The 27,000-nt window shown below is 55.5% G+C and carries 26 protein-coding genes and 2 pseudogenes; 14 read left to right on the top strand and 14 right to left on the bottom strand.

Going from position 1 to position 27,000, the window contains the following annotated elements:
• Nucleotides 1-3 precede the first annotated feature (3 nt).
• The 8 genes and pseudogenes from ACQUQU_RS07065 to ACQUQU_RS07100 form a co-directional block, all read right to left on the bottom strand.
• Nucleotides 4-1,611 carry a methyl-accepting chemotaxis protein gene (locus tag ACQUQU_RS07065; protein WP_430462538.1) on the bottom strand — a complete coding sequence of 536 codons (1,608 nt, stop codon included), beginning with the start codon at nt 1,609-1,611 and terminating at the stop codon, nt 4-6.
• A gap of 84 nt (nt 1,612-1,695) precedes the next feature.
• Nucleotides 1,696-3,063, bottom strand: coding sequence for a siroheme synthase CysG (cysG, locus tag ACQUQU_RS07070; RefSeq protein ID WP_430462539.1), 1,368 nt, complete (start codon nt 3,061-3,063; stop codon nt 1,696-1,698).
• Complete coding sequence (serS, locus tag ACQUQU_RS07075; protein WP_430462540.1) at nt 3,060-4,343, bottom strand: serine--tRNA ligase; 1,284 nt, start codon at nt 4,341-4,343, stop codon at nt 3,060-3,062. The genes cysG and serS overlap by 4 nt, the downstream gene beginning before the upstream one ends.
• A 6-nt stretch (nt 4,344-4,349) precedes the next feature.
• Nucleotides 4,350-4,724, bottom strand: a complete 375-nt coding sequence (gene crcB, locus ACQUQU_RS07080) for a fluoride efflux transporter CrcB (RefSeq protein WP_430462541.1) — start codon at nt 4,722-4,724, stop codon at nt 4,350-4,352.
• Entirely contained in the window at nt 4,721-6,037 is a 1,317-nt protein-coding gene (locus ACQUQU_RS07085; protein ID WP_430462542.1) for a replication-associated recombination protein A, read from the bottom strand. Before ACQUQU_RS07085 ends, crcB begins: the two co-directional genes overlap by 4 nt.
• Complete coding sequence (lolA, locus tag ACQUQU_RS07090) at nt 6,027-6,665, bottom strand: outer membrane lipoprotein chaperone LolA (protein WP_430462543.1); 639 nt, start codon at nt 6,663-6,665, stop codon at nt 6,027-6,029. Before lolA ends, ACQUQU_RS07085 begins: the two co-directional genes overlap by 11 nt.
• Nucleotides 6,666-6,677: 12 nt before the next feature.
• A pseudogene (locus ACQUQU_RS07095) lies at nt 6,678-8,153 on the bottom strand (DNA translocase FtsK); the annotation flags it as partial.
• 717 nt (nt 8,154-8,870) lie between these two features.
• Nucleotides 8,871-9,422, bottom strand: a pseudogene (locus tag ACQUQU_RS07100) (DNA translocase FtsK 4TM domain-containing protein); the annotation flags it as partial.
• 33 nt (nt 9,423-9,455) lie between these two features.
• Between ACQUQU_RS07100 and aat the strand changes: the two are divergent.
• From aat to infA, 3 genes are all read left to right on the top strand, one after another.
• A complete protein-coding gene (gene aat / locus ACQUQU_RS07105) occupies nt 9,456-10,151 on the top strand; it encodes a leucyl/phenylalanyl-tRNA--protein transferase (protein ID WP_430462544.1) in 696 nt (231 codons plus the stop codon).
• Entirely contained in the window at nt 10,148-10,852 is a 705-nt protein-coding gene (locus ACQUQU_RS07110) for an arginyltransferase (RefSeq protein WP_430462545.1), read from the top strand. The genes aat and ACQUQU_RS07110 overlap by 4 nt, the downstream gene beginning before the upstream one ends.
• Before the next feature lie 98 nt (nt 10,853-10,950).
• Nucleotides 10,951-11,169 (top strand): translation initiation factor IF-1, encoded by a 219-nt coding sequence (gene infA, locus ACQUQU_RS07115; protein WP_430462546.1) that lies wholly within the window; start codon nt 10,951-10,953, stop codon nt 11,167-11,169.
• 25 nt (nt 11,170-11,194) lie between these two features.
• On the opposite strand, the gene clpA is transcribed toward infA, so the two are convergent.
• Nucleotides 11,195-13,453 carry an ATP-dependent Clp protease ATP-binding subunit ClpA gene (gene clpA / locus ACQUQU_RS07120; RefSeq protein WP_430462547.1) on the bottom strand — a complete coding sequence of 753 codons (2,259 nt, stop codon included), beginning with the start codon at nt 13,451-13,453 and terminating at the stop codon, nt 11,195-11,197.
• 15 nt (nt 13,454-13,468) lie between these two features.
• Nucleotides 13,469-13,828 (bottom strand): ATP-dependent Clp protease adapter ClpS, encoded by a 360-nt coding sequence (gene clpS / locus ACQUQU_RS07125; protein WP_430462548.1) that lies wholly within the window; start codon nt 13,826-13,828, stop codon nt 13,469-13,471.
• A gap of 196 nt (nt 13,829-14,024) precedes the next feature.
• On the opposite strand from clpS, the gene cspD reads away from it, so the two are divergent.
• Nucleotides 14,025-14,279, top strand: a complete 255-nt coding sequence (cspD, locus tag ACQUQU_RS07130) for a cold shock domain-containing protein CspD (protein ID WP_430462549.1) — start codon at nt 14,025-14,027, stop codon at nt 14,277-14,279.
• A gap of 61 nt (nt 14,280-14,340) precedes the next feature.
• On the opposite strand, the gene ACQUQU_RS07135 is transcribed toward cspD, so the two are convergent.
• On the bottom strand, nt 14,341-16,575 hold the full coding sequence (locus ACQUQU_RS07135) for an NADP-dependent isocitrate dehydrogenase (protein WP_430462550.1): 2,235 nt from the start codon (nt 16,573-16,575) through the stop codon (nt 14,341-14,343).
• A gap of 256 nt (nt 16,576-16,831) precedes the next feature.
• Between ACQUQU_RS07135 and ACQUQU_RS07140 the strand changes: the two genes are divergently transcribed.
• The 5 genes from ACQUQU_RS07140 to dusA are packed head-to-tail and all read left to right on the top strand — an operon-like array spanning nt 16,832 to nt 20,680.
• On the top strand, nt 16,832-17,455 hold the full coding sequence (locus ACQUQU_RS07140) for a pseudouridine synthase (RefSeq protein WP_430462551.1): 624 nt from the start codon (nt 16,832-16,834) through the stop codon (nt 17,453-17,455).
• Between the two features lie 55 nt (nt 17,456-17,510).
• Complete coding sequence (locus tag ACQUQU_RS07145; protein ID WP_430462552.1) at nt 17,511-17,960, top strand: NUDIX hydrolase; 450 nt, start codon at nt 17,511-17,513, stop codon at nt 17,958-17,960.
• A gap of 1 nt (nt 17,961) precedes the next feature.
• Nucleotides 17,962-19,065 (top strand): tRNA 2-thiouridine(34) synthase MnmA, encoded by a 1,104-nt coding sequence (gene mnmA, locus ACQUQU_RS07150; protein ID WP_430462553.1) that lies wholly within the window; start codon nt 17,962-17,964, stop codon nt 19,063-19,065.
• A complete protein-coding gene (hflD, locus tag ACQUQU_RS07155) occupies nt 19,055-19,684 on the top strand; it encodes a high frequency lysogenization protein HflD (protein WP_430462554.1) in 630 nt (209 codons plus the stop codon). The genes mnmA and hflD overlap by 11 nt, the downstream gene beginning before the upstream one ends.
• 6 nt (nt 19,685-19,690) lie before the next feature.
• Nucleotides 19,691-20,680 carry a tRNA dihydrouridine(20/20a) synthase DusA gene (dusA, locus tag ACQUQU_RS07160; RefSeq protein ID WP_430462555.1) on the top strand — a complete coding sequence of 330 codons (990 nt, stop codon included), beginning with the start codon at nt 19,691-19,693 and terminating at the stop codon, nt 20,678-20,680.
• Here dusA and ACQUQU_RS07165 read toward each other — a convergent pair.
• Nucleotides 20,665-20,988: a rhodanese-like domain-containing protein gene (locus ACQUQU_RS07165; protein ID WP_430462556.1), complete on the bottom strand. Its 324-nt coding sequence runs from the start codon at nt 20,986-20,988 to the stop codon at nt 20,665-20,667. The genes dusA and ACQUQU_RS07165 overlap by 16 nt on opposite strands.
• Nucleotides 20,989-21,145: 157 nt before the next feature.
• On the opposite strand from ACQUQU_RS07165, the gene tal reads away from it, so the two are divergent.
• From tal to ACQUQU_RS07180, 3 genes are read left to right on the top strand one after another with little or no spacing between them, the layout of a single operon-like run.
• On the top strand, nt 21,146-22,108 hold the full coding sequence (gene tal / locus ACQUQU_RS07170; RefSeq protein ID WP_430462557.1) for a transaldolase: 963 nt from the start codon (nt 21,146-21,148) through the stop codon (nt 22,106-22,108).
• Nucleotides 22,105-22,551: a TerB family tellurite resistance protein gene (locus tag ACQUQU_RS07175; RefSeq protein ID WP_430462558.1), complete on the top strand. Its 447-nt coding sequence runs from the start codon at nt 22,105-22,107 to the stop codon at nt 22,549-22,551. Before tal ends, ACQUQU_RS07175 begins: the two co-directional genes overlap by 4 nt.
• Nucleotides 22,548-23,408 carry a DNA replication terminus site-binding protein gene (locus tag ACQUQU_RS07180; RefSeq protein ID WP_430462559.1) on the top strand — a complete coding sequence of 287 codons (861 nt, stop codon included), beginning with the start codon at nt 22,548-22,550 and terminating at the stop codon, nt 23,406-23,408. The genes ACQUQU_RS07175 and ACQUQU_RS07180 overlap by 4 nt, the downstream gene beginning before the upstream one ends.
• A 74-nt stretch (nt 23,409-23,482) precedes the next feature.
• On the opposite strand, the gene thrH is transcribed toward ACQUQU_RS07180, so the two are convergent.
• The gene (gene thrH, locus ACQUQU_RS07185; protein ID WP_430462560.1) at nt 23,483-24,100 is read right to left on the bottom strand and encodes a bifunctional phosphoserine phosphatase/homoserine phosphotransferase ThrH; all 618 of its coding nucleotides are present in this window, start codon (nt 24,098-24,100) and stop codon (nt 23,483-23,485) included.
• A 215-nt stretch (nt 24,101-24,315) separates the two neighbouring features.
• Between thrH and ACQUQU_RS07190 the strand changes: the two genes are divergently transcribed.
• Nucleotides 24,316-25,047, top strand: a complete 732-nt coding sequence (locus ACQUQU_RS07190) for a phosphoadenylyl-sulfate reductase (protein ID WP_430462561.1) — start codon at nt 24,316-24,318, stop codon at nt 25,045-25,047.
• 71 nt (nt 25,048-25,118) lie between these two features.
• On the opposite strand, the gene cysB is transcribed toward ACQUQU_RS07190, so the two are convergent.
• On the bottom strand, nt 25,119-26,093 hold the full coding sequence (cysB, locus tag ACQUQU_RS07195; protein WP_430462562.1) for an HTH-type transcriptional regulator CysB: 975 nt from the start codon (nt 26,091-26,093) through the stop codon (nt 25,119-25,121).
• A 125-nt stretch (nt 26,094-26,218) separates the two neighbouring features.
• Between cysB and ACQUQU_RS07200 the strand changes: the two genes are divergently transcribed.
• Nucleotides 26,219-26,992 (top strand): sulfite exporter TauE/SafE family protein, encoded by a 774-nt coding sequence (locus tag ACQUQU_RS07200; RefSeq protein WP_430462563.1) that lies wholly within the window; start codon nt 26,219-26,221, stop codon nt 26,990-26,992.
• The last annotated feature ends 8 nt before the right edge of the window (nt 26,993-27,000 follow it).

Genomic DNA, 27,000 nt, shown 5'->3' on the forward strand with positions numbered 1-27,000 from the left:
TTGTCAGACCCTGAACTGCCCGGCCACATGCCTGAGCGTGCTGGCAATGTCCGACAACGACCGGCTTGCAGCCTCAACCTTGTGCATGCTCGACATCGCTGAGGCTGATGTCTCGCGAATGCCCATGACGTTTTCTTTGATACTGTGGGCAGCCTGTTCCTGACGATCGGTCGCGGCTGCAATCTGGGAGTTCATGGCCGTAATGGATTCGACTTTCTCGGTAATCGCCTGCAGGCTTTCGTCTGTTTTGGCGGCCTGGCTTACGCTGGTGCGGGCGCGTTCTTTACTTTCGCTCATCACCTCAACCGCTGAGCGGGCTGCCGACTGCAGCTGCTCGATAACAGCCTGAATTTCCTGCGTTGAATCCTGAGTACGTGATGCCAGAGTGCGCACTTCATCGGCTACCACGGCAAAGCCCCGGCCCTGCTCACCTGCCCGTGCAGCTTCGATCGCTGCGTTCAGCGCCAACAGATTGGTTTGCTCGGCAATACCTTTGATCACATCCAGAATGCTGCCTACGTTTGCCGTGTCGGCTTCCAGCTTACGAATAACTTCACTGGCACGTTCGACTTCACCGGCAAGGCTGTTAATGCTTTTTACGGTTTCATTAACGATTTTGCGTCCTTCTTTAGCCGCACGATCGGCTTCTTTGGCTGCGTCGGCGGCCGAACCTGCATTGGTCGACACTTCCTGTACGCTGGCAACCATATCGTCTACCACCAGTGACACTTCTTCTGTTGCGCGATTCTGGCGTTCGGTGATCTGTGAAGTCTGAGAGGTCAGGCTGCCGAGATCGCCGGACACAGACGTCAGGGGACGAGTGGTACTCACCACCTCACCGATGTTTTTGTGCAGCTTGTCGACGAACTGGTTGAACCAGTCGACAACCTCGCCGATTTCATCGTGCGAGGATTTCTGAATGCGACGGGTTAAATCCCCTTCTCCGGAGGCAATGTCTTTCAGCGAGTTCAGCAGGCTTGATACGGCAAGATTGATGCTGCTGCTGGTTGACCAGGCAACGACGATCAGAATGGCCAGCGTAATGGCCGTGACGATAAGGCCAAAGGACAGCGCGCTCGCGGCAGCCTCCTGCGATGCGGAGACAATATCATTAAAGGCACTCAGGCCGCTTTCGCTGTAGGCCTGCAGCTTCTGACGAGCCTCGGTCAGCTCCTTATTCATACGGTCGATCAGCGACGGATCCAGATTGCCCTCAATCATGCCAATGGACAGCTTTTTCGCTGTGCCGAAGTAGGCTTCAAAGGCGTCTCTGCCCGAGCGCAGGTCTGACGCCTCGTCGGGCCACAGCGACTCCAGACGCGACATGCCATCAAGCATCTCTTTGCGGTATTTTTCGGCGGAATTAACGAAGTCCATTTCGCCGGTGGATACGGCGGTTGAGAATAGTTCTTCGATGCGGGATAGCCGGACTATGTTGGCCTTGGACTCCTCCACCACCGGAAAGAAGGTTTTCTGGATGGTTTCAAGTCGGGCTGAGTTGGCTTTATTCATATTGGTGCTGAGCAGAATACTCACCAGGAAGCCTGCAATGGCAACGGCCGCCAGAGACAGAATTTTGGTTTTAATGCTCAGAGAATTGAGGAAACTCATCAGGATATCCCGGTAATTGCATCTACTGACTCAAGCATAGTGCAATTCCGGAATTCTGCTGACTGAACGGAGACTTAGTCCCGCTCAGCGCCAGCTGAGCTTGTCATGCAGGCTGACCACGTCGCCGACAATGGTGAGCGTGGGCGCCGCAATGTCGTGGCTGGCGACGTAGTCCGGCATGCTGGCCAGAGAGCCGATGTGCACCCGCTGGTCTGGCAGTGTGCCCTTCTCGACCAGAGCCACCGGCGTTTCGGGGCGCATACCTGCAGCGATGAGTTGGCGGCAGATGTGAGGCAGCCCGGTAAGTCCCATATAGATCACCAGCGTCTGCCCCGGATGAACCAGTTCATGCCATGGCAAGTCACAGGTCTCATTTTTAAGATGGCCGGTCACGAAACGCACGCTTTGCGCGTAATCCCGATGGGTAAGCGGAATGCCGGCATAAGATGCGCAGCCGCTGGCAGCGGTAATGCCGGGCACAATCTGAAATGGAATACCGTGCTTTGCCAGCTCTTCAATTTCTTCACCGCCGCGGCCAAAGATAAACGGGTCGCCGCCTTTCAGGCGCAGCACGCGCTTGCCCTGCAGCGCAGCCTCAACCAGTAGCTGATTGATACCGTCCTGCGGCACCGAGTGCAGACTTTTCTGCTTGCCGACGTAATAGCGCTCAGCGGCCGGGTCGATCAAGTCAAGAATCTGAGGATTCACCAGCCGGTCGTAAAACACGATGTCAGCGCTCTGAATCAGGCGCAGCGCTCGGAAGGTCAGTAAATCCGGGTCGCCAGGACCTGCACCAACCAACCACACCTCTCCGGCGGTCGCCGTACCCTGCAGGCAGGCGGCTGTTTCGGCATCGGCTATGTCGGGCCTGCGGGCCAGAATCATCTCTGGTGCGCGGCCATTCATCCAGCGTCGCCAAAAGCCTGCGCGTTCCGCCAGCGGCAGTGCGAGTTTCACTCTGGCCCGCAGCGCTTCTGCGTATTCAGCCAGTGTGCTCAGATCGGCAGGCAGAAAGGCTTCCAGGCGCTGACGGATATGACGGGTCAGTGCCGGCGATGCGCCGCTGGTCGACACGCTGACCAGCAACGGCGAGCGGTCAATGACGGCTGGAAAAATGAAATCGTTGTCGGTGCTGTCATCGGAGCGGCAAACCAGACAGCCGACGCTGCGGGCGTTATGGGCAAGGGCTTCGTTCAGTGCGATGTCATCCGTTGCCAGCACGACCAAAGCCTGTGCAGGAAACGTCTCGGACGTCGTTGCGCTGCGCTCTTCCAGGTGGATCTGGCCACCATCAGCCAGCTGACGGATATTGCTGTCAGGCTCGGGAGCGATGACGCGGACCTGAGCGCCGGCGTTCACCAGCGTCAGGACCTTGCGGGCGGCGACAGTGCCACCACCAATAATAACGAAGGGGCGTACGTCCCCCCGCAGAACGAGGGGGAGCGTCATCATGGGCGGATAACCTCAACACCGCCCATGTATGGGCGCAGCGCGTCAGGAACGACGATGCTGCCGTCTTCCTGCTGGTAGTTTTCCATTACAGCCACCATGGTGCGGCCCACAGCCAGACCGGAGCCGTTCAGTGTGTGCAGCAGCTCAGGCTTGCCGGTTTCCGGATTGCGCCAGCGGGCCTGCATGCGGCGGGCCTGATAATCACCAAAGGTGCTGCAGGATGAGATCTCGCGATACTTCTGCTGACCAGGCAGCCAGACTTCCAGATCGTAGGTTTTGCTGGCCGAGAAGCCCATATCGCCGCCGCACAGGGTAATTTTGCGGTACGGCAGGCCAAGTTTCTGCAGAATCGCTTCGGCGTGACCGGTCAGCTCTTCCAGTGCGGCGTCGGAGTCTTCTGCGCGCACAAACTGCACCAGCTCGACTTTGTCGAACTGATGCTGACGGATCATGCCGCGGGTGTCGCGACCGTAGCTGCCCGCTTCACTGCGGAAACACGGTGTGTGGGCGACCTTTTTAATCGGCAGCTGGATGTCGGTAACTGACTCGCGCAGCAGGTTGGTTACCGGTACTTCCGCGGTCGGAATCAGGTAAAAGTCTTTTTCGCCCTGAGCAGAAGGAATTTTGAACAGGTCTTCTTCGAATTTCGGCAGCTGACCAGTACCTTCCAGCGCAGTGCGGTTCACCATGTACGGTACATAGGTTTCGGTGTAACCGTGTTCTTCGGTGTGGGTGTTCAGCATGAACTGAGTGATGGCACGGTGCAGGCGCGCCATTGGACCGCTCATCACCACAAAACGTGAACCGGCCAGCATGGCGCCATCATCAAAGCTCAGGCCCAGCGCTTCACCCAGATCCACATGGTCTTTCGGTGTAAAGCTGAAGCTGGCTGGCGTGCCCCACTTCAGGACTTCGACGTTATCGTCTTCGTCTTTGCCGAATGGCACGCTGGCGTGCGGTACGTTTGGAATGCTCATCAGCAGATCGCGCATCGCCTGCTCGGCGTCTTTTGCGGCCTGCTCTGCGTCGGTGATGTCAGAGTCGATGCTGCCCATAACCTGAGCTTTGGCATCTTCCGGGGACATGCCCTGACCGATCAGTGCGCCGATTTGCTTGGAGGCTTTCTTCTTTTCAGCCTGCAGCGCCTGAGCCTTGGTCAGCGCGGATTTGCGCTGCTCGTCGAGGCGGTTGAATTCTTCATCGTTGAATACGAAACCTTTTTTGCCCAGGGCAGATTTCACCTGATCAAGGTTTTCACGGATATATTTAACGTCCAGCATTGCTCTTTAAACCACGGATTTAGATAGCCACATGCCTGCGGCGGTTGCCAGCAGACAGCCTGTCACACTGAAGCCCACATAACCCGCGAAGGCGAGCCAGCGTTCCTGTTGCAGCATGGTCAGACTTTCCAGTGAGAAGGTTGAAAATGTTGTAAATGCGCCGAGAAAACCCACCATCGCCAGTTGCTTATGATGGTCTCCGCCCCACTGGTGCTGAACCAGCCAGACGTAGGCGACGCCGATGGCGAAGGAGCCTAGCAGGTTCACACTTAAGGTGCCATAGGGAAAGGGCTTATCCATCCAGCGGAAGATGGCGGTGGCGACTATGTAGCGTGCAATGGCGCCAGCGGCTCCGCCCAGGCCAATCCAGAAAAAGCTCATTCGCCCTCCTCGGGGTAACGTTGCAGCGGGGACTGCTCATTCAGACCACGCAGATATTCGAGTTTTTGCCCTATCTTGCTTTCCAGTCCGCGATTAACCGGGTGGTAGAAGCGTTCATGCCTAAGCTCTGGCGGCAGGTAATTTTCGCCGGCGGCAAATGCATCCGGCTCGTCATGTGCGTAGCGATATTCTGTGCCGTAGTCGAGTGTCTTCATCAGCTTCGTTGGCGCGTTGCGCAGATGCAAAGGCACTTCGTAGCTCGGCTGAGAGCGGATCATGGCGCGCACTTCATTGAAGGCTTTATACACGGCGTTGCTTTTCGGAGCACAGGCCAGATAAACCACCGCTTGCGCAATCGCGAGCTCGCCCTCTGGCGAGCCCAGTCGCTCCTGCACGTCCCAGGCATTCACACACAAAGTAAGAGCACGCGGATCGGCGTTGCCGATGTCCTCACTGGCCATGCGTACAACGCGACGCGCTATGTACAGAGGGTCGCAACCACCGTCGAGCATGCGTGCAAACCAATACAGGGCGCCGTCTGGGTCTGATCCACGCACGGATTTATGCAGCGCCGAAATCTGATCGTAAAACGCTTCGCCACCTTTATCGAAACGCCGGGCTTTATCACCCAGCATTTCGGCGACGTGCTCGCGACTGACGGCCTGACCTGCATTGAGCTGCAGTGTCATTTCCAGAATATTCAAAGCACGGCGTGCATCGCCATCGGCAGACGCAGAAATCAGCTGAATGGCGCCTTCGTCGGCCTGATTGCCGGTTCTGCTCAGGGCTTGCTTGAGAATATGATTCAGCTGGTCTTCCGTCAGGCTTCTGAGTACATACACCTGAGCGCGCGACAGCAGCGCATTGTTCAGTTCAAACGACGGGTTTTCTGTCGTGGCACCAATAAAAATAAAGGTGCCATCTTCCACGTACGGCAGAAATGCATCCTGCTGTGATTTATTAAAGCGGTGCACTTCGTCGATGAATAAAACGGTTTTTTTTCCGGCAGCATGAAAGTGCTGGGCACGCACAACCGATTCGCGAATTTCTTTAACGCCCGACATCACCGCCGACAACGACAGAAATTCCGCATCGACATAATGCGCGATAAGCCGCGCCAGCGTGGTTTTGCCCACGCCCGGGGGGCCCCAGAAAATCAGAGAGTGAAGTTGGCCTGCGTCCAGCGCTTTGCGCAAAGGTGCGCCAATACCAACGACATGCTCCTGACCAATATACTGATCAAGGGTGGCCGGCCGCATCCGGGATGCGAGCGGCTCATAGGCTTTTTGCTGGCCGAATAAATCAGCGGCCATGGCGCCCGTCGATCACGTCGACACCTTCAGGCACATCAAACACAAAGGCCTGCGCATCGGTGGATTTGTTGATTTTCGGTTCAGAAAAAGCGATTTCTGTGATCTGACCCGCGGCGTCGAAAATCATCATGCGCACCAGTTGTTCGTTCTGGTAATGAAATTCAAGCGACTCAAACAATTGACTCGGGTCTTTTGGCACCAGCTGAAAAACGCGTTCATTGCTGGTTTTTTCTTCGCCAACCAGAAAACTCTTTTCAACGTCATCGGCGGAGCCTGTCAGCAGTAACGCTGGCGTTTCCTGAATGCGCTGATCCATGTCACGGATGGTCACCTGTTCAAGGTCGGTGTCGTAAATCCATACCAGCTTGCCATCGGATACCACCAGTTGTTCATACGGCGCATCGGTGTGCCAGCGCATTTTCCCTGGCTTGGCGACCAGCAGTGAGCCGGTCATTTCCTGCAGGGTTTTGCCATTGGCGTCACGCGTGGTTTGTTCAAAGCGTGTTTCAAGGCTTTTCAGGGATTTGATGCGACCCAGAAAATCATTCAGGGCTGCTTCCGAGGCGTTCGCCGCAGAGGCCGTCAGCAACGTCAGGGACAGCAGCAAACCTGAGCGCAGAAGTTTCATTCGGTATTCCTTTTAGTAATCCGGTGGTGCTGATGCGAGAACTTCCCGCGAGCCATTGTGTGAAGGCGAGGAAACGACGCCTGAAGCCTCCATGGTTTCGACCAGACGGGCTGCGCGATTATAACCGATGCGCAATTTACGCTGTACGGAGGAAATAGAGCACTTGCCGGTCTCCGTCACAAATGCCACCGCCTGATCGTACAGGTCGTCTTTTTCGTCGCCACCCTCGAAGCTCGGACCTGCGCCCTCTTCTTCTGAACGTGTGATATCTTCGATGTACTGTGGTTCCCCGCGTTTTTTCCATTCTGCGACCACGCGATGAACCTCGTCGTCATCCACGAATGCACCGTGGACGCGCTCAGGCAAGGCATTGCCAGGGGGCATGAAGAGCATGTCACCATGGCCGAGCAATTGCTCAGCGCCACCTTGGTCAAGAATGGTGCGGGAGTCGATTTTCGACGACACCTGAAAGGCAATGCGGGTCGGAACGTTAGCCTTGATCAGACCGGTAATGACGTCGACCGAAGGCCGCTGCGTGGCCAGAATCATATGAATGCCCGCCGCCCGGGCCTTCTGGGCAATACGGGCGATCAGTTCTTCCACCTTCTTGCCGACCATCATCATCATGTCGGCGAATTCGTCGATCACAATCACGACGTACGGCAGTGGCTCCAGTTGTGGCGGCGTGGTGTCGTAGGATTTATCAATGCGCCACAACGGATCGGTCAGCGGCTGACCTGCTTCGATCGCATCTTTTACTTTTTTGTTGTAACCGGCAATGTTTCGTACGCCCATGGCGGCCATCAGCATGTAGCGCCGCTCCATTTCTGCAACAGACCAGCGCAGGCCGTTGGCCGCTTCTTTCATGTCGGTGATGACCGGCGTCAGAAGATGGGGAATGCCCTCGTAGACTGAGAGCTCCAGCATTTTCGGGTCGACCAGAATCAGGCGAAGTTCATCCGGTGTTGATTTGAACAACAAACTGATCAGCATGGCGTTTACGCCCACGGACTTACCCGAGCCGGTTGTACCGGCGACGAGCAAATGTGGCATTTTAGCCAAGTCCGTAATGACCGGATTGCCGCCAATATCGTGCCCAAGCGCCAGGGTTAATGGTGAGCGGGACTGGTCAAATTCCTCCGACGACAGCACTTCCGACAGGGATACTACGGCGCGATTTTCGTTTGGCACCTCAATACCCATGACCGACTTGCCGGGAATAACTTCCACAACACGGACGCTGACCATGGCCATAGAACGGGCAAGGTCCCTGGCGAGATTTGAAATCTTGCTGGCCTTTACGCCCGGCGCAGGCTGTATCTCAAAGCGGGTAATGACTGGACCTGGAGCGACGGCAGTAACTTCAATTTTTACACCGAAATCGGCCAGCTTTTGAACCAGCAGCTTGGACATCTCCTGCAGGCGTTCGGGTGAAAAACCGCCTTTGTTGTTGGTTCGTGGAGGATCCAGCAGTGCAATAGACGGCAGCGGCTCGTCCGATTTGAAAAGCTTTGTCTGCAGATCGCGCTGCGCCCGCTCAGAGGTACGAACTTCTTTTCGGGCAAGTGGTTCGATAGGGATAATAGTTTCGTCATCAGCAGGCAGTTCACCGGCTTCGTCTTCCCATGGTGGAAGGTCATCAATACCACTGTGACTGGCTGCGCGCACAGGCTGTGGCTCTTCTGCCCTTAAGGTGGGAATGCTGTCACTCAGTTCGTCGTCATCATCTGCGGCGATTCGGTCATCTTCCAAATCGCGGTTGAGTACAGACTCATTGAGCCCAGCGCCGGCTGTATCGTCTGGCTTCGGTCTTGATGGTTCCTGAGCGCGTAGCTGAGGCTTGGCTGTGGCAATAGGCGCTGCCTGCTCATCACCCCAGAATGGCTGATCATCATCGATATCATTCCAGCTGAAGTCCGCAATGATTGGCGGTTCGGCCTCAGTTTCTGACATTACCGGCTCTGATTTGCGGCGTCGGTTCGGGGACTCAGAGCTGTCTGCGGCATCATTGTTCGCAGCGAAATCGCAGGATTGTTTGCGTTTGCGACCGTCTGAAACGACCGGCTCAGGTTCTGCCTCAGTGTTAACCCCTGATTGCGCTTTGCTGCCGGCTCCGCGCTGTGCTGCCAGGTTAAAGAGTGTGGCGCCTACGCGGTCAAAAAAGTGCAGCCAGGAAAACTCCAGAAACAGCATCAGGCCTATCGCCAGCGCGCCTGACAGCAGGATGGCTGTTCCTGCAAACGAGAACAGCGGCAGCATGACACCAAGAATGACTTTCCCCAGGATGCCGCCCGAGCCTACCGGCAGGGAGTCGCCAGTAAAAATACTCATGTCGGCCAGTGCGCACAGCGATGCAACGGACAACACAATGCCAACACTGCGCAGCAGCCATACTTTGCCAGAGTTCCTGGGCGCTTTGCGGAACAGTTGCCAGAGCTTAGCAATCACCAGCAGCGGGATGGCGTAAGCCAGAAATCCAAAGCCATGAAACAGGAGGTCGGCGACAAGTGCGCCGACTCGGCCGGCCGCATTGGTCGGTTGCCCCTCGCCCGCTGAGGACCAGACCCTGTCGTTGCCCGAATAGGTCGCAAGCGCCAGAAGCAGCAGCATGCTGGCCAGCGTAAGCGCGACAAAAATGACATCGTGACGACGACTCCAGCCATGCGACTGGCCGGCAATGGCCACTCCTTCCGTGACTGCCTCTGGCCCGATGTCTGATTCGGTCTTATGCTTTGGCAAAATACCATCCTGTAACATTCCGATTTGCGCAGAGTCTACCACGGGTTATGTATGATTGACTGGTTGGATGAAACCTCCCTTCCCCGCTTTCCCTCAACAGGTAAGGCCCTGTCCGATCCCAATGGATTGCTGGCCGCGGGTGGGGTCGTGTCACCGCTCTGGATCGATGCGGCGTATCGCTCTGGTATCTTCCCCTGGAACGATCCGGATGAGGTCCGGTTATGGTGGTCTCCCGCCCCACGCGCTGTGATTCGCCCTCAGGACTTTCGCATCCCCCGGAGCGTTAAAAAGGCCATGAACCGAAGCAATTTCACGGTGACAACGAACCTGGCCTTTGAAAGCGTCATGCATGCATGTGCCCAACCCCGGGACTATGAAGCGGGCACATGGATCAGTGACGACATCGTTGAAACGTACACGCGACTGAATGCCTGCGGGCGGGCAGTCAGCGTGGAGTGCTGGGATGGCAGTGGGATGCTCTGTGGCGGATTCTACGGTTTGACAATCGGGGCCGCGTTCTTTGGTGAGTCTATGTTTTCGCGGGTCAGTGATGCCTCTAAGATTGCGTTTGCAACGGCGGCGCCGTATCTCTTCGACTCCGGCATAGAGATGATCGACTGCCAGATGAAGACCGATCACCTAGGGCGGTTTGGTCTTGTTGAGCTGGATCGCGGCGAGTTCGAGGCGCTGCTGGCGAAAAACGCAGCGAAGACCAGTCAGCTGAACTTGCCTGGAGTGCTGCGATGAACAAAATTCTGCTGTTTCAGCCGCCGGATACTCACGACTGCAGTTATTTGCCGGATATGCAGTCCCGCAGCCTTTATGCAGACCCCCGCATTGAGCTGGACGCCTCAGCCCTGACGCTGCTGAGTCTCAACGGCTTTCGGCGCAGCGGTCGTCTTGTCTATCGCCCCAATTGCCCGGGCTGTGAGGCCTGCATTGCCGTAAGGATTCGTGCTCATGAGCTGCTCTGCAGTCGCACTCAGCTTCGGACGCTCAAACGCAATTCGGACTTGGAGTTGTCTGTGGAGATTCCGGGCCGACGAGACGAAATCTATGGGCTGTACGAACGCTATATCAATGAGCGTCATGCCGATGGCGACATGTATCCGGCAGCCGAAAAGCAATTTGATGATTTTCTGGCCAGCGATTTTGGTACAACCCGCTATTTAGTGGCTCGCAAGCAAGGCAAGCTAATTGCCTGTATGGTCTTCGATGTTCTGGAGGATGGCCTGTCGGCGGTCTACTGTTTTTTTGATCCGGATGAAGTGGCTCGTTCGTTGGGAAGCTTTCTTATTGTACGGCTTACTCAGTTGGCTGCCGCGGTGCGGCTGCCGTACAACTATCTCGGCTACTATGTTCGTGGCAGCAGGAAGATGGAATATAAGGTTCAATACGCGCCATTGGAGCAGTTGATTGATGGTCATTGGCAGCTGCTGGTGCGTTGATCAGGTCTTTATGTGCTTTTATCGGGTGGTTGTTTTGCTTCTTCGGGCGAATTCAGGCAGAATGCGCCCGCGTTGTGCAAGGTCTAAACAGGTGACGAATGGCAAAAGATGACGTTATTGAAATGGAAGGCGAAGTAATTGACACCCTTCCCAATACGATGTTCCGCGTAAAACTCGAAAACGGTCACGTGGTGACTGCTCATATCTCCGGCAAGATGCGTAAGAACTACATTCGCATTCTGACTGGCGACAAGGTCAAGGTAGAACTGACTCCTTATGACCTGAGCAAAGGTCGCATCACTTACCGCGCGCGTTAATGCCCGTCACCGGAAGTTCCTGCCCTCAGGCAGGAACCTCTTCCGGTACTGAGAGCACCAGCTCTCCCTTATCAGCAGAAATATCCACTTCCCCACCCTGCGAAAGCTCTCCGAAGAGAATCTTCTCCGCCAGTGGTTTTTTGACTTTCTCCTGAACCAGTCGGCCCATTGGGCGTGCGCCCATTTTTTCGTCGTAGCCGTGCTCTGCCAGCCAGTAACGCGCGCTGTCATCGACGTTCAGCAAAACACGTTTGTCGTCCAACTGCCCTTGCAGCTCAGCCAGGAACTTGTCGACGACATGCAGAATGGTTTCGCGCGACAGCGGGGCAAACTGGATGATGCTGTCAATCCGGTTGCGGAACTCAGGCGTGAAGGTTTTCTTAAGTGCCTCAAAACCGTCGGTTGTATGATCCTGCAGCGTAAAGCCAATACTGGTGCGACTCATCTGCTCGGCACCGGCGTTGGTGGTCATAATCAGAATCACATTGCGGAAGTCGGTTTTGCGGCCGTTATTGTCGGTCAGCGTACCGTGATCCATTACCTGCAGCAGGATGTTGAACACTTCTGGGTGCGCTTTCTCGATCTCATCCAGCAGCAATACGCAGTGTGGATTCTTGTTAATGGCTTCGGTCAGCAAGCCACCCTGATCGTACCCGACATAACCAGGAGGCGCGCCAATCAGGCGGGAAACTGTATGCCGTTCCATGTACTCCGACATGTCAAAGCGAACCAGTTCCATGCCCATAACTGCAGCCAGCTGGCGTGAAACCTCGGTCTTGCCGACGCCGGTCGGACCAGCGAATAAGAAGGAACCGATTGGTTTTTGCGGCGACGTGAGGCCTGCGCGGGACATCTTGATGGCGGTTGACAAGGTTACAATCGCCTCATCCTGACCAAAGACCACCATATTCAACTTGTCTTCCAGCTTGAACAGCAGCTCTTTGTCGGATGCCGACACTGTTTTTGGAGGAATACGGGCAATGGCCGCTACAACCTGCTCAATCTCAGGTACCCCGATCACCTTTTTGCGCTTGTTAGCGGGCAGCAAGTGCTGCAGAGCGCCAACTTCGTCGATGACATCGATCGCTTTGTCCGGCAAGTTGCGGTCTGTAATGTAGCGTTCTGCCAGTTCGGCAGCTGCTTTCAGTGCCTTGTCGGTGTAGCGAATGTTGTGATGTTCTTCGAAGCGGGACTTCAGACCTTTAAGAATCTTGTAAGTATCGTCAACTGATGGCGCTGCCACATCAATTTTCTGGAAACGACGGGTCAGTGCGCTGTCTTTTTCGAAGATGCCACGGAATTCAGTAAAGGTGGTAGAACCTATGCAGCGAATCTCGCCGGAGCTCAGCAGTGGCTTCAGCAGATTGCTTGCGTCCATTACACCGCCAGAGGCGGCGCCGGCGCCTATGATGGTGTGAATTTCATCAATAAAGAGAATGCCGTGCGGCTGGCGCTTTAATTCGGCCAATAGGGCTTTGAAGCGTTTTTCGAAATCGCCTCGGTACTTGGTGCCTGCAAGCAGAGCGCCCATGTCCAGACTGTACACCACGGCGTCCTGAATCACTTCTGGCACATCGCGATCAACAATACGCTTGGCAAGGCCTTCAACGATGGCTGTCTTGCCAACGCCAGAGTCTCCTACGAGCAGTGGGTTGTTCTTGCGGCGACGGGCAAGGGTTTGTACCAGACGACTGACTTCGTATTCTCGGCCAATCAGAGGGTCGATTTTGCCTTCGCGAGCCATGCGATTGAGATTGGTCGCATAACCCTCGAGCGCACTCTTACTGCTGCTTTCGCCATCTTCTTCGGAATGGTCCGCCATGTGATCGTTGGACTCTTCCGGGCCGGACACTTTAGAGATGCCATGGGAGATGTAGTTCACCACATCAATGCGGGCGATGTTTTGCTGCTTCAGGAAGTAAACCGCCTGGCTTTCCTGTTCAGAGAAGATAGCAACAAGCACGTTGGCGCCGGTCACTTCGGACTTGCCGGAGGACTGAACATGGAACACTGCACGCTGCAGTACACGCTGGAAGCCCAGGGTTGGCTGGGTTTCACGCTCACCATCGTGCTCAGGGATCAGTGGAGTGGTTGAATCAACGAATTCCTGCAGCTCTTTGCGTAACTTCAGGATGTCGGCACCGCAGGCCTCCAGTACGGAGGACGCAGCGTCATTATCAAGCAGTGCCAGAAGCAGGTGCTCGACGGTCATAAACTCGTGACGTTTCGAACGGGCATCCTTAAACGCATCGTTCAGGGTTTGCTCAAGTTCGCGGTTCAGCATAGCGCCTCCTAAGCCTCAATCGTCCGCCGGAGAAATTTCACACATCAAAGGATGCTGACAATCTCTGGCATATTGATTCACCAAAGCCGCTTTAGTTTCCGCTACATCCCTTGTGTAGATGGCACAAACTGCGCTGCCCTTTGTGTGAACGGTCAACATGATCTGCGTGGCTTCTTCGGGTGTCTTACTGAAGAAGCCTTGTAGTACATCTACCACAAATTCCATAGGGGTGTAGTCGTCATTCATCATAATGACGCAGTACATCGGCGGCCTTTTCAGCTGTGGCTTAGCGGTCTCAACCGCTACCCCGCCATCCCCATAAGGATTTGGGTCATCTGATTGTGAGTTTAGTTGAGATTGCAGAATCTGGTGCATAACGAAGCAGGTTGGTCAGGTTTATGTGAATGATAACCGGGACTGGATTCAGGCTCTAGCACTCTTCTGGGCCCCGAATTGTCTGGACTTATGGCTAATGCCTGAGGCTTGACGCTGTCTGGCACCGGGCGTAGTGTAAGATTTAGCCAACTGAGGCATTTCCCATAACAAAATAGCGGGCAACAGGGAGGCAGCGATGAAAACAGGGAAAGTAAAATGGTTTAACAACGCCAAAGGCTACGGATTTATTCTGGCCGATGACAGTAATGAAGACCTTTTTGCCCATTATTCAATGATTCAAATGGATGGTTACCGGACGCTGAAAGCCGGTCAGGCCGTTGAGTTTGAAACCAAGCCCAGCGACAAAGGTACTCACGCCATTAATATTCGCGCCATTGGCAGCAATGAGCAGTCAGAGACATCGCCTCAGGGGGCTGCGGAAGAGGCCTGAATGGTCTTTGAGGATAATAAAAAAGCCGCTTAAAGCGGCTTTTTTATTGCGTGCTGATTGCTCAGCACTTGTGACCATCAATGGCAGCATTCAGCGTAGCGCTTGGACGCATAACGGCTTCTGCCTTCTTCGGATCCGGACGGTAGTAGCCGCCAATATCAGCTGGGGTTCCCTGGGCGGCGCCCAGCTCGGCAACGATTTTGGCGCGATTGTCGGCCAGAGTGTGATACAGACGATCAAAACAATCACGCAGAGCTGCGTCTTTGTTTTGCTCGCTCAGGGCCTGAGCCCAGTACAATGCCAGATAGAAATGACTGCCACGGTTATCAATTTCGCCATCTTTACGGGATGGTGATTTGTTGTGATCCAGAATACGGCCGGTCGCTTCATCCAGAGTCTCGGCCAGAACCTGTGCGCGATCATTGCCGGTTACCTGAGCGAGGTGCTCAAGTGAGGCAGACAGCGCCATGAACTCGCCCAGTGAATCCCAGCGAAGGTGGTTCTTCTGTACAAGTTGCTCAACGTGTTTAGGAGCCGAGCCGCCAGCGCCGGTTTCAAACAGACCGCCGCCCGCCATCAGCGGAACAATGGACAGCATCTTGGCACTGGTACCCAGCTCCAGAATCGGGAACAGGTCGGTGAGGTAGTCACGCAGCACGTTGCCGGTAACAGAGATTGTGTCCTTGCCTTCTTTGGCGCGCTGCAGACTGACGCGGGTTGCTTCTTCTGGCGACAGAATGCTGATATCCAGACCTGTCAGATCGTGATCGGCCAGGTATTTTTCAACCTTGGTGATCAGCTGCGCATCATGAGCGCGGTTTTTGTCGAGCCAGAAAATCGCCGGAGTGTTGCTCAGGCGGGCACGGGTAACCGCCAGCTTTACCCAATCCTGGATTGGAGCATCTTTGGCCTGACACATGCGCCAGATGTCTCCTTTCTCAACATTGTGCTCCAGCAGAACATTGCCAGCTTCATCAACGACACGCACAACGCCGTCGGCTTCGATCTCAAATGTTTTGTCGTGAGAGCCGTATTCTTCTGCTTTCTGCGCCATCAGGCCCACGTTCGGCACGCTGCCCATGGTGCGTGGATCGAATGCACCATTCTTCTTACAGAAATCGATGGTTTCCTGATACACGCCGGCATAGCAACGGTCTGGAATAATCGCCTTGGTATCCTGAGTGCTGCCGTCTTTAGCCCACAGCTTGCCTGATGCGCGGATCATGGCTGGCATGGATGCGTCGACGATGACGTCATTCGGCACGTGCAGGTTGGTAATGCCCTTATCTGAATTAACCATCGCCAGCGGAGGCTGCTTGGCATAGCAGGCTTCAATATCGGCCTCAATTGCTTGGCGCTGATCTTCCGGCAGGTGACGCAGCTTCCACTGCAGATCGCCCATGCCGTTGTTTGGATTAATACCCAGATCGTGGAACAGGTCGGCGTATTTAGTGAATACGTCAGCGAAGAACACAGAGACGGCATGGCCGAAGATGATAGGGTCGGAAACCTTCATCATGGTGGCCTTCAGGTGCAGGGAGGCCAGTACACCCTCTTCTTTCGCTGCAGCAAATTCTTTCGCGTAGAACTCACGCAGGGCTTTAACGCTTAACGTTGACGCGTCGATGACTTCGCCTGCTTTCAGGCTGGTTTTGGCCTTAAGAACTTTTTTCTCGCCGTCTTTGCCTGTGAACTCAATGGCAACGCTGGTAGCGGCCGGTACGGTTACAGACTTCTCGCTACCGTAGAAATCGCCGTGATCCATGTGTGCCACATGGGTCTTGGAGGTAGAGAGCCATTCACCCATGCTGTGCGGGTTTTTGCGTGCATACTGTTTAACAGATGCCGGAGCGCGACGGTCGGAGTTGCCTTCACGCAGAACCGGGTTTACCGCAGAGCCTTTGATCTTGTCGTAGCGACGCTTGGCTTCTTTCTCTTCTTCGGTGGTCGGTTCTTCAATGTAACGCGGAATTTTGAAGCCTTTGGCCTTCAGTTCCTTGATGGCATCAATGAGCTGCGGCAGCGATGCGCTGATGTTTGGCAGCTTAATAATGTTGGCTTCAGGCTGATTGGCCAGTTCGCCCAACTCAGCAAGATCGTCAGACTGGCGCTGTTCTTCGGTCAGATATTCAGGAAATGCAGCTAAAATACGTCCCGCCAGGGAAATGTCGCGGGTTTCTACGGCGATGCCGGCGGGCTGAGTGAACGCTCTGATGATCGGAAGCAGAGAATACGTCGCCAGTGCGGGCGCTTCATCGGTCTCTGTATAAATGATCTTAGGGGTATCAGTAGACATTCTAACTCCTGAATAAGGCTGGTTGCTGTTTCGCTGAGACGCAGGGGATGCTGACTTTTGGTCGGCCTGTTCCTCTGGTAGCGTCTCTCTGTTCCGGATTCCGGTGGGCTCTTAACCCATCGGAGACAGTCGCCACTAGGGGCCGGAGGGTTCCGGCAGCTCGTGTGAGCTCGGTGCGCTAATTTGTAGTTTTTCTACAAAAAATGCAAGCTAGACAAAAGAATAAGTAGTTTTGTTACAGAGCTGCAATACGACCATGGCCAAACTCATCCTTTTAAATAAGCCCTTTAACGTCCTCTCCCAGTTTAGTGACAACGAAGGTCGCTGCACGCTCAAGGCCTGTATTGACCTACCAGAGGTTTACCCTGCCGGACGCCTTGATTATGACTCTGAAGGCCTTTTGTTGCTGACAGACAGTGGGCCTTTGCAGGCAAAAATTGCCGACCCCCGCCACAAGATGGAAAAAACCTACTGGGTTCAGGTTGAAGGAGCCCCAACCGAGGCCGACCTTGAACCCTTGCGCAAAGGCATCAGCCTGAAAGACGGTCCCTGCCGCCCGGCCAAGGTACGCCTGCTTGAACCTCCGTCGTTGTGGGAGAGAAATCCGCCCGTGCGCTTTCGCCTGAATGATGTGACTCAGTGGCTGGAAATACGCATCAGCGAGGGGCGTAACCGCCAGGTCCGGCGCATGACGGCCGCCATTGGCTTCCCGACATTGCGCCTTGTCCGTGTTCAGATTGGCCCCTGGTCAATCAGCGATCTTAAACCCGGCGAATATCGTGTCGAAAACATCCATATGCCCGACGCGCCATCCGCTCCACGGAACGCTGCATCCCGGAAATCAACGCGCCCGGGAGCGCGCAGGTCAGCGCGCAAATGAGACATTTACAGCACTTTTCGATAGAATTGCCGCCCATTTTGAACCGGGTAATGCCATGACTGAGCGTTGGACACCACACGCAACCGTTGCCACCGTCATTGAACATCAGGGGCGCTTCCTGATGGTGAAAGAGGTCGCTCTGGGTGCGGAAGTGATCAATCAGCCGGCCGGCCATGTTGAGCAAGGCGAAACCATTGTTGCCGCTGCAGTGCGCGAAGCGCTGGAAGAAACAGGCTGGGAAGTCGCCGTACAGGGGCTTGTCGGCCTCTACATTTATACGGCTCCCGCCAATGGTATTACCTATCACAGATACTGTTTCTGCGGCTCGCCGGTGCGCGAAGTGCCCGATGCGCAGCTTGATGACGGCATTGTCGGACCTGTGTGGATGACCATTGAAGAGCTGCGCACGTCGCAATATCTGCGCAGCCCCATGGTTCTGACCTGTGTTGAAGACTATTTGAAGGGTACCCGTTACCCGCTGAGTGTGATTGTTGAGCACCCCTGATATGAAATCCCCTGCTGAAACCAAAGTCATTGTCGGCATGTCCGGCGGTGTTGATTCCTCCGTCTCTGCCTACCTGTTGATGCAACAGGGTTATCAGGTTGAAGGCCTGTTTATGAAGAATTGGGACGAAGACGACGGCACGGATTACTGCACCGCCAAAGAAGATCTGGCTGATGCGCAACAAGTGTGCGACAAGCTGGGGATTCACCTGCATCAGGCGAACTTCGCGGCCGAATACTGGGACAACGTGTTCGAGTATTTTCTGGCCGAGTACAAAGCCGGTCGCACACCTAACCCCGACATTCTGTGCAACCGTGAAATCAAATTTAAAGCCTTTCTGGAATACGCCAAAGTGCTCGGCGCCGATCTGATCGCCACCGGGCATTACGTTCGCCGTCTTGATGAAAACGGCACAACCTATCTTATGAAAGGTCTGGATCCGAACAAAGACCAGAGCTACTTCCTGCATGCGGTCGGCGGCAATGAAATTGCCCAGACCCTGTTTCCGGTTGGCGAGCTGGAAAAACCAGAAGTACGACGCATCGCGGAAGCTCAGGGTCTGGTTACGGCGACCAAGAAGGATTCTACCGGCATCTGTTTTATCGGTGAGCGTCGCTTCCGTGACTTCCTGAAACAATACCTGCCGGCGCAGCCCGGGCGCATTGAAACCGATCAGGGCGTTGATATCGGTGAGCATCAGGGGCTTATGTACCACACGCTCGGCCAGCGTCAGGGGCTGGGTATCGGCGGCTTGTCGGGCTTCTCGGATGATCCGTGGTTTGTCGCCGGTAAAGATCTTGAACGTAATGTTCTGGTCGCTGTTCAGGGCAAAAACCACCCTCTTCTTTTTAAAGACTGGCTGACCACAGGTCAGGTGTTCTGGGTGAATGACGAGCCGCAACTGCCACTGCGCTGCACCGCCAAGGTTCGCTATCGTCAGGACGATCAGGCCTGCCTGATTGAGAAAACGGGATCCGGTTATAAAGTAACCTTTGACGAGCCCCAGCGCGCCATAACCCCGGGTCAGTCAGCGGTATTTTATGTCGCCGACCGCTGCCTTGGCGGTGGCGTTATTGAGCAGACGGGCAATCACGATGAATCGTAATCAGGAACAGACCATCGCCTTGGCGGCTATTGTGCAGGCTGCTTCCTTGGTTGAGCAGCTGGCGCGCACCGGCGATACCGCGGCTGATGCCACAACGCCGCTTTTGAAGGCCCTGTTCGTTCAATCGCCCGAACGTTTTAACGATGTGTACGGCAGTCCGCGCCTGAATCTCAGTGTCGGACTGAATCATCTGGGCAGTCTGCTCGGCCAGAATCCCAAAGGACTGAGTCCCGATGTTACCCGTTACGCGCTGAGCCTGATTCACCTTGAACGAAAACTGGCTCGCCAGCCAGGCATGCTCAGCACGCTTGGCGATGGTATTCAGTCGGCCGCGCGTCAGGCCTCCCATTTTGGTCCTGCGCACGAAAATACCGTGGCGGCTCTTGCGGATCTGTACAAGCAGACGCTGAGCAATCTCACTTTCCGCATTCATGTGACCGGCAATCCGGCGTTTTTGCAGAATCCGCACACAGCCAATCGTGTTCGCGCCATTTTGCTGTCCGGTATCCGTGCCGCCATTTTATGGCGCCAGGTCGGTGGCAAACGCTGGCATTTTCTTGTCAGTCGCGGTCGCTATCAGAAAGCATGCCGCGAGCTGCTGCAGTCTTCTCCTGAGTAATTCCGTATGAGTATTAATCGTCGTTTTACGACGGCCCCCATGATGGAGTGGTCTGACCGCCATTGCCGCTACTTCTGGCGTCAGCTGACCCGCCATGCCGTGTTGTACACGGAAATGGTTACCACCGGCGCTCTGATTCACGGCCAGCCTGAGCGCCATCTGACGTATAACGATCTGGAGCATCCGATTGCCCTGCAGCTCGGCGGCAGCGATCCTGCAGCATTGGCCCAGTGCGCTCGTCTTGCTCAGGAATGGGGCTACGACGAGGTTAATCTCAACGTCGGCTGCCCTAGCGACCGGGTACAGAACAACATGATTGGCGCCTGCCTGATGGCGCATCCACAGCTGGTGGCTGATTGCATCAAAGCGATGCAGGACGCCTGCGAAATCGACGTCACCATTAAGCACCGCATCGGCATTGACGATCAGGACAGCTACGAGCAGCTGGCGGCATTTGTGGAAACTGTGGCGGCGACCGGCTGCAAGACCTTTATCATTCATGCGCGCAAAGCCATCCTGCAGGGGCTTTCACCGAAAGAGAATCGTGAGATTCCGCCGCTTCATTACGATGTGGTTTACCGGATCAAGCAGGATTTCCCAGATCTGGAGATTCTGGTGAATGGCGGCATCAAAACTCAGGACGAAGTGGCGGGCCACCTTAAGCAGGTGGATGGCGTTATGCTGGGCCGCGAGGCTTACCACAACCCTTCTGTTCTGGCCGATGTAGATGGGCTCTGGTATGGCGCAGCATCACCTGAATTTGCCAGCGATAAGACAGCGCTGATCCGCAGCCTCTATCCGTACATTGAGCAACAGCTCAGTCAGGGCGCCACCCTGCATCACATTACCCGTCACATACTGGGCCTGTTTAATGGCCAGCCAGGCGCCCGGCTGTTTCGCCGGGTGCTGAGCGAGAAGGCGCCACGCAAGGGCTCGGGTGTCGAGGTGCTTGAAGAAGCGCTGGCGACACTCGCCAATGTTCAGTTGGACGACTGACTGGCCTGAAAGCTCAGGGCATCATTCAGTCCGCCAATGTTGGTCACATGCTGGTAGCCAAGTGCTTCCAGCGTGGCCTTGGCCATGCCGGCCCGCTTGCCTGAACGGCAGTACAGATTAATTTCGGCATCCTTGCTGAGGTTCAGTGCACCAATGGACTCGCCAATGTCATTGTGAGGCAGGTTGTAGGCCCCTTCTTTATGCCCCGACTGGTACTCCTGCGGTGTTCTGACATCGATCCAGACAGCCTCCGCCGCAAAGGCGACAGTCGTGAACAACCAAAACGCAATCGTGTATAGTGCTTCCATAAAACCTCGCAAGTGATTGTTTGGACGTGCTTTCATCAGAATCAAACATAACCAATTGGTTATGAAGATTCCATTCTGACCGTGTAATCACACGGGCGCAACATGCGCATGTCAGTCTGTCGTCCAACACATCCTCAATGACTATAGCGGAAGCACTATGAGCAAACTGGACGCCCTGAAATCGATGACCATTGTGGTCGCCGATACCGGTGATATCGAAGCCATTCGCAAGCACCAGCCCGAAGACGCCACCACCAACCCGTCACTGATTCTGAAAGCCGCAGAAATGCCGGCCTACTCCGCCCTGATTGACGATGCGCTGCAATGGGCTCGCGCACGTACGTCAGGCGATGATGTGATCGCGCAGGCGGTTGATAAAATTGCCGTGGCCATCGGCGCCGAAATTCTGAAACTGGTACCGGGCCTGGTATCCACCGAAGTGGACGCCCGACTGTCGTTCAATCGTGATGCCACCATCGATAAAGCCCGACGCCTGATCGCGCTGTACAGCGAAGCCGGTATTGGTAAAGAACGGATCCTGATCAAGATTGCCTCTACGTGGGAAGGCATTGAAGCCGCCCGAATTCTTGAGCAGGAAGGCATCCGCTGTAACCTGACGCTGCTGTTTAACTTCACTCAGGCCGTTGCCTGTGCGGAAGCCGGCGTCACCCTGATCTCTCCGTTTGTTGGCCGTATCCTCGACTGGTACAAGACCGCCCGCCCGGGTGAAGACTTCAGCGGTGAGCGTGACCCGGGGGTTGTGTCCGTTACTCAGATCTACCACCACTACAAGGCGCACGGTTATAAAACCGTCGTTATGGGGGCCAGCTTCCGCAATTGCGGTGAAATCGAGGCGCTTGCCGGGTGCGATAAGCTGACCATCAGTCCGGATCTGCTGGCCGAGCTGAGTGCTGCGGATGCGGTACTGCCCCGTAAGCTGGTGGCGGAACAGGCGGTTGCGAACCTTCCCCGCTTTGCTGTGTCAGAAGCGGAATTCCGCTGGGCACTGAATGAGGATGCGATGGCGACTGAAAAACTGGCGGACGGTATCCGCCGCTTCGCGCAGGATCAGGGCAAGCTGGAAGCCCTGCTGCGTCAACGTCTGGAGCATCTGGCTTGATAGATCGTTTTCTGGCGCTGTTTTCAGCGCCTGATTCCGCGCGCAAGCCTCATGATCTGCCGCTGGCCTGCGCGGCCTTACTGGTTGAGATTATGCGGGCGGATCACCATGTCGACGCCGTTGAGGCGGACTCGCTGAAGCAGGTGCTCGGGCAGGTATTCGGCCTCGATGCTGGCGATTGCGATGCCCTGCTCCAGCGGGCGCTCAGTCAGGTATCCGTGTCCAATGATCTGTTTCAGTTTACAGAAGTGATCAACAAGGCCTTCAGTGACGACGAAAAGTACCGTCTGATTCATGGTCTCTGGGCGGTCGCTTATGCCGATCAGCAGCTCGATAAATACGAAGAACACATGGTGCGACGCATCGCTGATTTGCTGTACGTGCCACATGCCGCGTTTATTCAGGCGCGCAATCGCGCCCGTGACGGGCTGCCTTTCGCATGAGTGCGCCGGATATTGTCGAACGCTTTGATGCCATGATGGCCGCCTTGCGTCATGTGCGTCAGCTCATTACCAGCGTTCAGCCGCCACTCTGGCTCCCCTTGTCGCCACTCGAGGAATCAACCGGAATGACGCCGGCCGGATTGTTGGGCGAACTGATTACGGATGTCTGGTATCGCGACGGGCAGGATGGGCGGGAAACCCGCAGTCGTCACGGCCTGATTGCCGCCAATGAGTCCATTATGCAGGCGGCCCGCCTTGCCAATGAGCGCAAGGATGACTTCCGCACCGCGGTGCAGCAGCTTCAGTCGGAACTTGAAAAGGCTGATCTGCATGATCGGTTGGATCAGCTGGCACAGCGCCATGCCTCTCTGCGTGACTCACTGCATTTCTCCGGCCTGAGTCGCCTGCATCTGAAACAGTGCTACCGCCACTTGCCGGTGCTTGAGCATTTGCCGCTCAGGGTGGGCTTCAGCTGGTATGCCCATGGGCGCAGCATTAAGCGGCTGTCGGTGTCTGAGGCTGAGCAAAAGCTTCTCGCCCTGGGGGAAGACAAAACCCATATTCAGGTGCAACTGGCAAAGCTTGCGGCCCTGCCGCTGCAGCAGTCCCTGGCTCAGGTCCAGACGCTGGCGCCTGTGGTTCGCGCCAATCTGGTGTACGGCAACGATGCACCGCGGGCGCGACAGGCGATGAATGCGCCGTTGCCACTCTTTGTTCCCGGTGAGCTTTTGCCGGAATTCAACCAGATTGCCAGTGAGCCGCCGGAAGCCCGTACGCGCCAGCGGCGCGGCGATCAGCGCATCTCGGACGAGCCTTATTTGCCCTCAATCCGGGCGCATCTGTATTCCGGCGTCTGAGTTTTATACCGCCGCCGCCCGCCCAATAAAAAAGCCACCCTGAGGTGGCTTTTTTATTGGCTTGCGCTTACTGATCAGAGAGACAGTTCGCGATTGCTGGCCTTGATGAATTCCTTTTTCAGGTCTTCATAGGTGTGCACAGCCGGGAACTGCGGGAATTCGTCGATCACGTTCTGTGGCGCGTGGAACAGAATGCCTGCATCCGCTTCGGCCAGCATGGTGGTGTCGTTGTACGAATCACCAGCCGCGATGGTGCGGTAGTAAATGGTCTGCAGTGCGCGGATTGACTGACGCTTAGGGTCGGCCTGACGCAGCTTGTAGTCGGTTACACGGCCGGTTTCGTCAGTGATCAGGCGGTGACAGAACAGCGTCGGGAAGCCCAATTGGCGCATCAGAGGCTGAGAGAATTCGTAGAAGGTGTCGGACAGAATGATCACCTGAAAGCGTTCACGCAGCCAGTTGACGAATTCAACTGCACCATCCAGTGGCTTCAGGGTGGCAATCACATCCTGAATGTCCTGCAGTTTAAAGCCGTGCTGATCCAGAATGCGCAGGCGCTGCTTCATCAGAACATCGTAATCCGGAATATCGCGGGTAGTGGCTTTCAGCTCTTCGATACCGGTTTTTTTGGCGAACTCAATCCAGATTTCCGGAACCAGTACACCTTCAAGGTCTAGACACGCGATTTCCATGACAACTCCGTAAATGCGTTGATCAGTATTACTGGGCGCGTACTCTATCCAGATGATGCCCACAAGACAACATGATGCCTGAGGTTTTAACTGTGTCTGGCATAACAATATGACGTTTTATTATTATTTGACCTAAGAATGCCGTGCTAACCTTTAACGCATTCATATAAGCCTGAGCCACGTCCGCGTGCGCCTGCAGCAACCGAGCAGACAAGATGAGCAACACTCGTGATTTTTCCGGCCTGAACGCAGAGTTCGCCGCCAAACGCCCTAAAGACCTGATCCGTTACGCCCTTGAACAACACAACGCCATCGCCGTTTCTTTCAGTGGCGCTGAAGATGTCGTACTGATCGACATGGCCGTCAAAATCAAACCGGATGTGGATATCTTCACACTGGATACCGGCCGCCTGCACCCTGAAACCTACGAATTCATCGAAAAGGTGCGCAAGCATTACGGCATTCGCATCGATGTGCGCACGCCCGAACAGGCTGCGCTGCAGGCGTTTGTGAACGAAAAGGGTCTGTTCAGCTTCTACGAAGATGGTCATCAGGAATGCTGCGGCGTGCGCAAAATTGCTCCACTGCGCGGCAAGCTGGCCACACTGGATGCCTGGATCACAGGCCAGCGTCGTGATCAGAGCCCGGGCACCCGTTCTGATGTGCAGCTGGTAGAGCTCGACACTGCCTTTAAAGGCCAGAACGGTGAACTGGTAAAATACAATCCGCTGGCGCAGTGGTCCTCCGCTCAGGTGTGGGAGTACATCAAAGTCTTCGATGTGCCATATAACAGCCTGCATGAGCGTGGCTTTGTCAGCATCGGTTGCCAGCCTTGCACCCGCCCTATTTTGCCGAACCAGCACGAGCGCGAGGGGCGCTGGTGGTGGGAAGGTGCCGGCCATAAAGAATGTGGTTTGCACGCCGGCAACCTGATCAGCAAGGGCTGATTCAGCGCTCTTCTGTGCCAATAAAAAAGCCACCCAAGGGTGGCTTTTTTATTGGCCTTTTGCCGCGAAGCTCAGTGCTCCGGCAGGTTAATGCCACGGAAGATGTCATCCACTTCCTGCTTGTTGTGGCATAACGCGGCGCGCTCAACCAGATCGCGTTTAAGGTGTGGCGCAAAGGCCTGAATGAAGTCGAACATATAGCCGCGCAGGAAGGTACCCTTACGGAAGCCGATTTTAGTCACGCTTGGCGTAAACAGATGACTGGCATCCAGCGCCACCAGATCGGAGTCGGTTTCTTCGTCGATCGACATGCTGGCCACAATGCCCACGCCCACGCCCAAACGTACATAGGTTTTGATAACGTCGGCGTCGGCCGCCGTAAAGGCGACCCGAGGTGTCAGACCTCGGCTTTTGAACGCTTCATCAAGGCGTGAGCGCCCTGTGAAGCCGAATACGTAAGTAACCAATGGGTAGGCCGCCACCTGCTCCAGCGTCGGGCGTGCATGCTGAGCCAGCGGATGGTTGCGCGGCACCAGAATGCTGCGATTCCAGCGGTAGCAAGGCATCATCACCAGGTCGCCGAACAACTCCATGGCTTCGGTGGCAATGGCGAAGTCTGTGGTGCCGTTAGCGGCCATTTCCGCAATCTGCATGGGCGTACCCTGATGCATGTGCAGGGAGACGTCCGGGTACTGGCGCATGAATTTTTCGATCACGGGTGGCAGTGCGTAACGCGCCTGAGTGTGCGTTGTAGCAATCGACAGACTGCCTTTGGCCTCGTCGCTGAACTCCTGCGCCACCTGCTTGATGCTTTCGACCTTGCGCAGGATCTCGCCAGCCACTTGCAGGATGGCTTCGCCAGCGGGCGTAATGCGGGTGAGGTGTTTGCCACTGCGGGCGAAGATCTCGACCCCCAGTTCATCTTCCAGGAGGCGGATTTGCTTACTGATGCCGGGCTGAGAGGTGTACAGAACCTGAGCGGTTGCCGACACATTCAGGTCGTGATGGGCAACTTCCCAGATGTAACGCAGCTGCTGCAACTTCATAAATCCTCTCCGCTTTCCCTAGGTATTTGTTATAAAAATATAAACAAATATTCTTTTCCAGAATAGATGGCAGGGCCTAAATTAGCCTTTCTTAGAGCCAGTCGTACCAGTTTAGACCATATCTGATGGAATTTTTGTTATATATAGCCGCCGGCGCCGGCGTAGGCTTCATTGTCGGCATCACGGGCATTGGTGGCGGCGCCCTGATGACCCCGCTGCTGCTGCTGTTCGGATTCCCTCCGCAAATTGCTGTGGGTACCGACCTGATGTACGCCGGCATCACCAAGGCTGGCGGTGCGTACAGTCACCATCGGCAGAAGCATGTCCGCTGGTCCGTGGTGAAGCTGCTGGCCATTGGCAGTATTCCGGCTGCCCTGCTGACGGGTCTTACTCTTAAAACCGTCTTTCAGCATCCCGAGCAGTACGCCCTGCTGCTGCGTAACGCATTGGGCGTCATGCTGCTGCTGACGGCTCTCTCGATTCTGTTCCGCAACCGTATTCAGAAACTGACATCCGGTATCGGCAGTTCACCTCTCGCACGTTTTCGTCCACACGCAACCCTGCTGATGGGCGTGCTTCTTGGCGTGTTCGTCACCCTCTCCTCCGTCGGCGCTGGCGCCATCGGTACAGCCATTCTGATGCTGCTGTATCCGGCGATGCGTTCAGCCCATGTGGTGGGCACCGATATCGCCCATGCGGTGCCACTGACGCTTTGTGCGGGCCTTATGCATATGGTGCTGGGTAATGTGGATTTTCTTCTGCTTGGCGCCCTGCTGGTCGGCTCACTGCCTGCCATCCATTTTGGCAGCCACATCAGCCGTAAAGTGCCTGAGTCTCTGCTCAAAACTGTGCTTGCCAGCCTGTTGATGGCCCTCGGCGCCAAGTACGCGTTCTTTTAGTAAGTCAG

The sequence above is a fragment of the Thalassolituus sp. LLYu03 genome (assembly GCF_050507655.1).
Taxonomy (GTDB): Bacteria; Pseudomonadota; Gammaproteobacteria; order Pseudomonadales; family Oceanobacteraceae; genus Venatoribacter.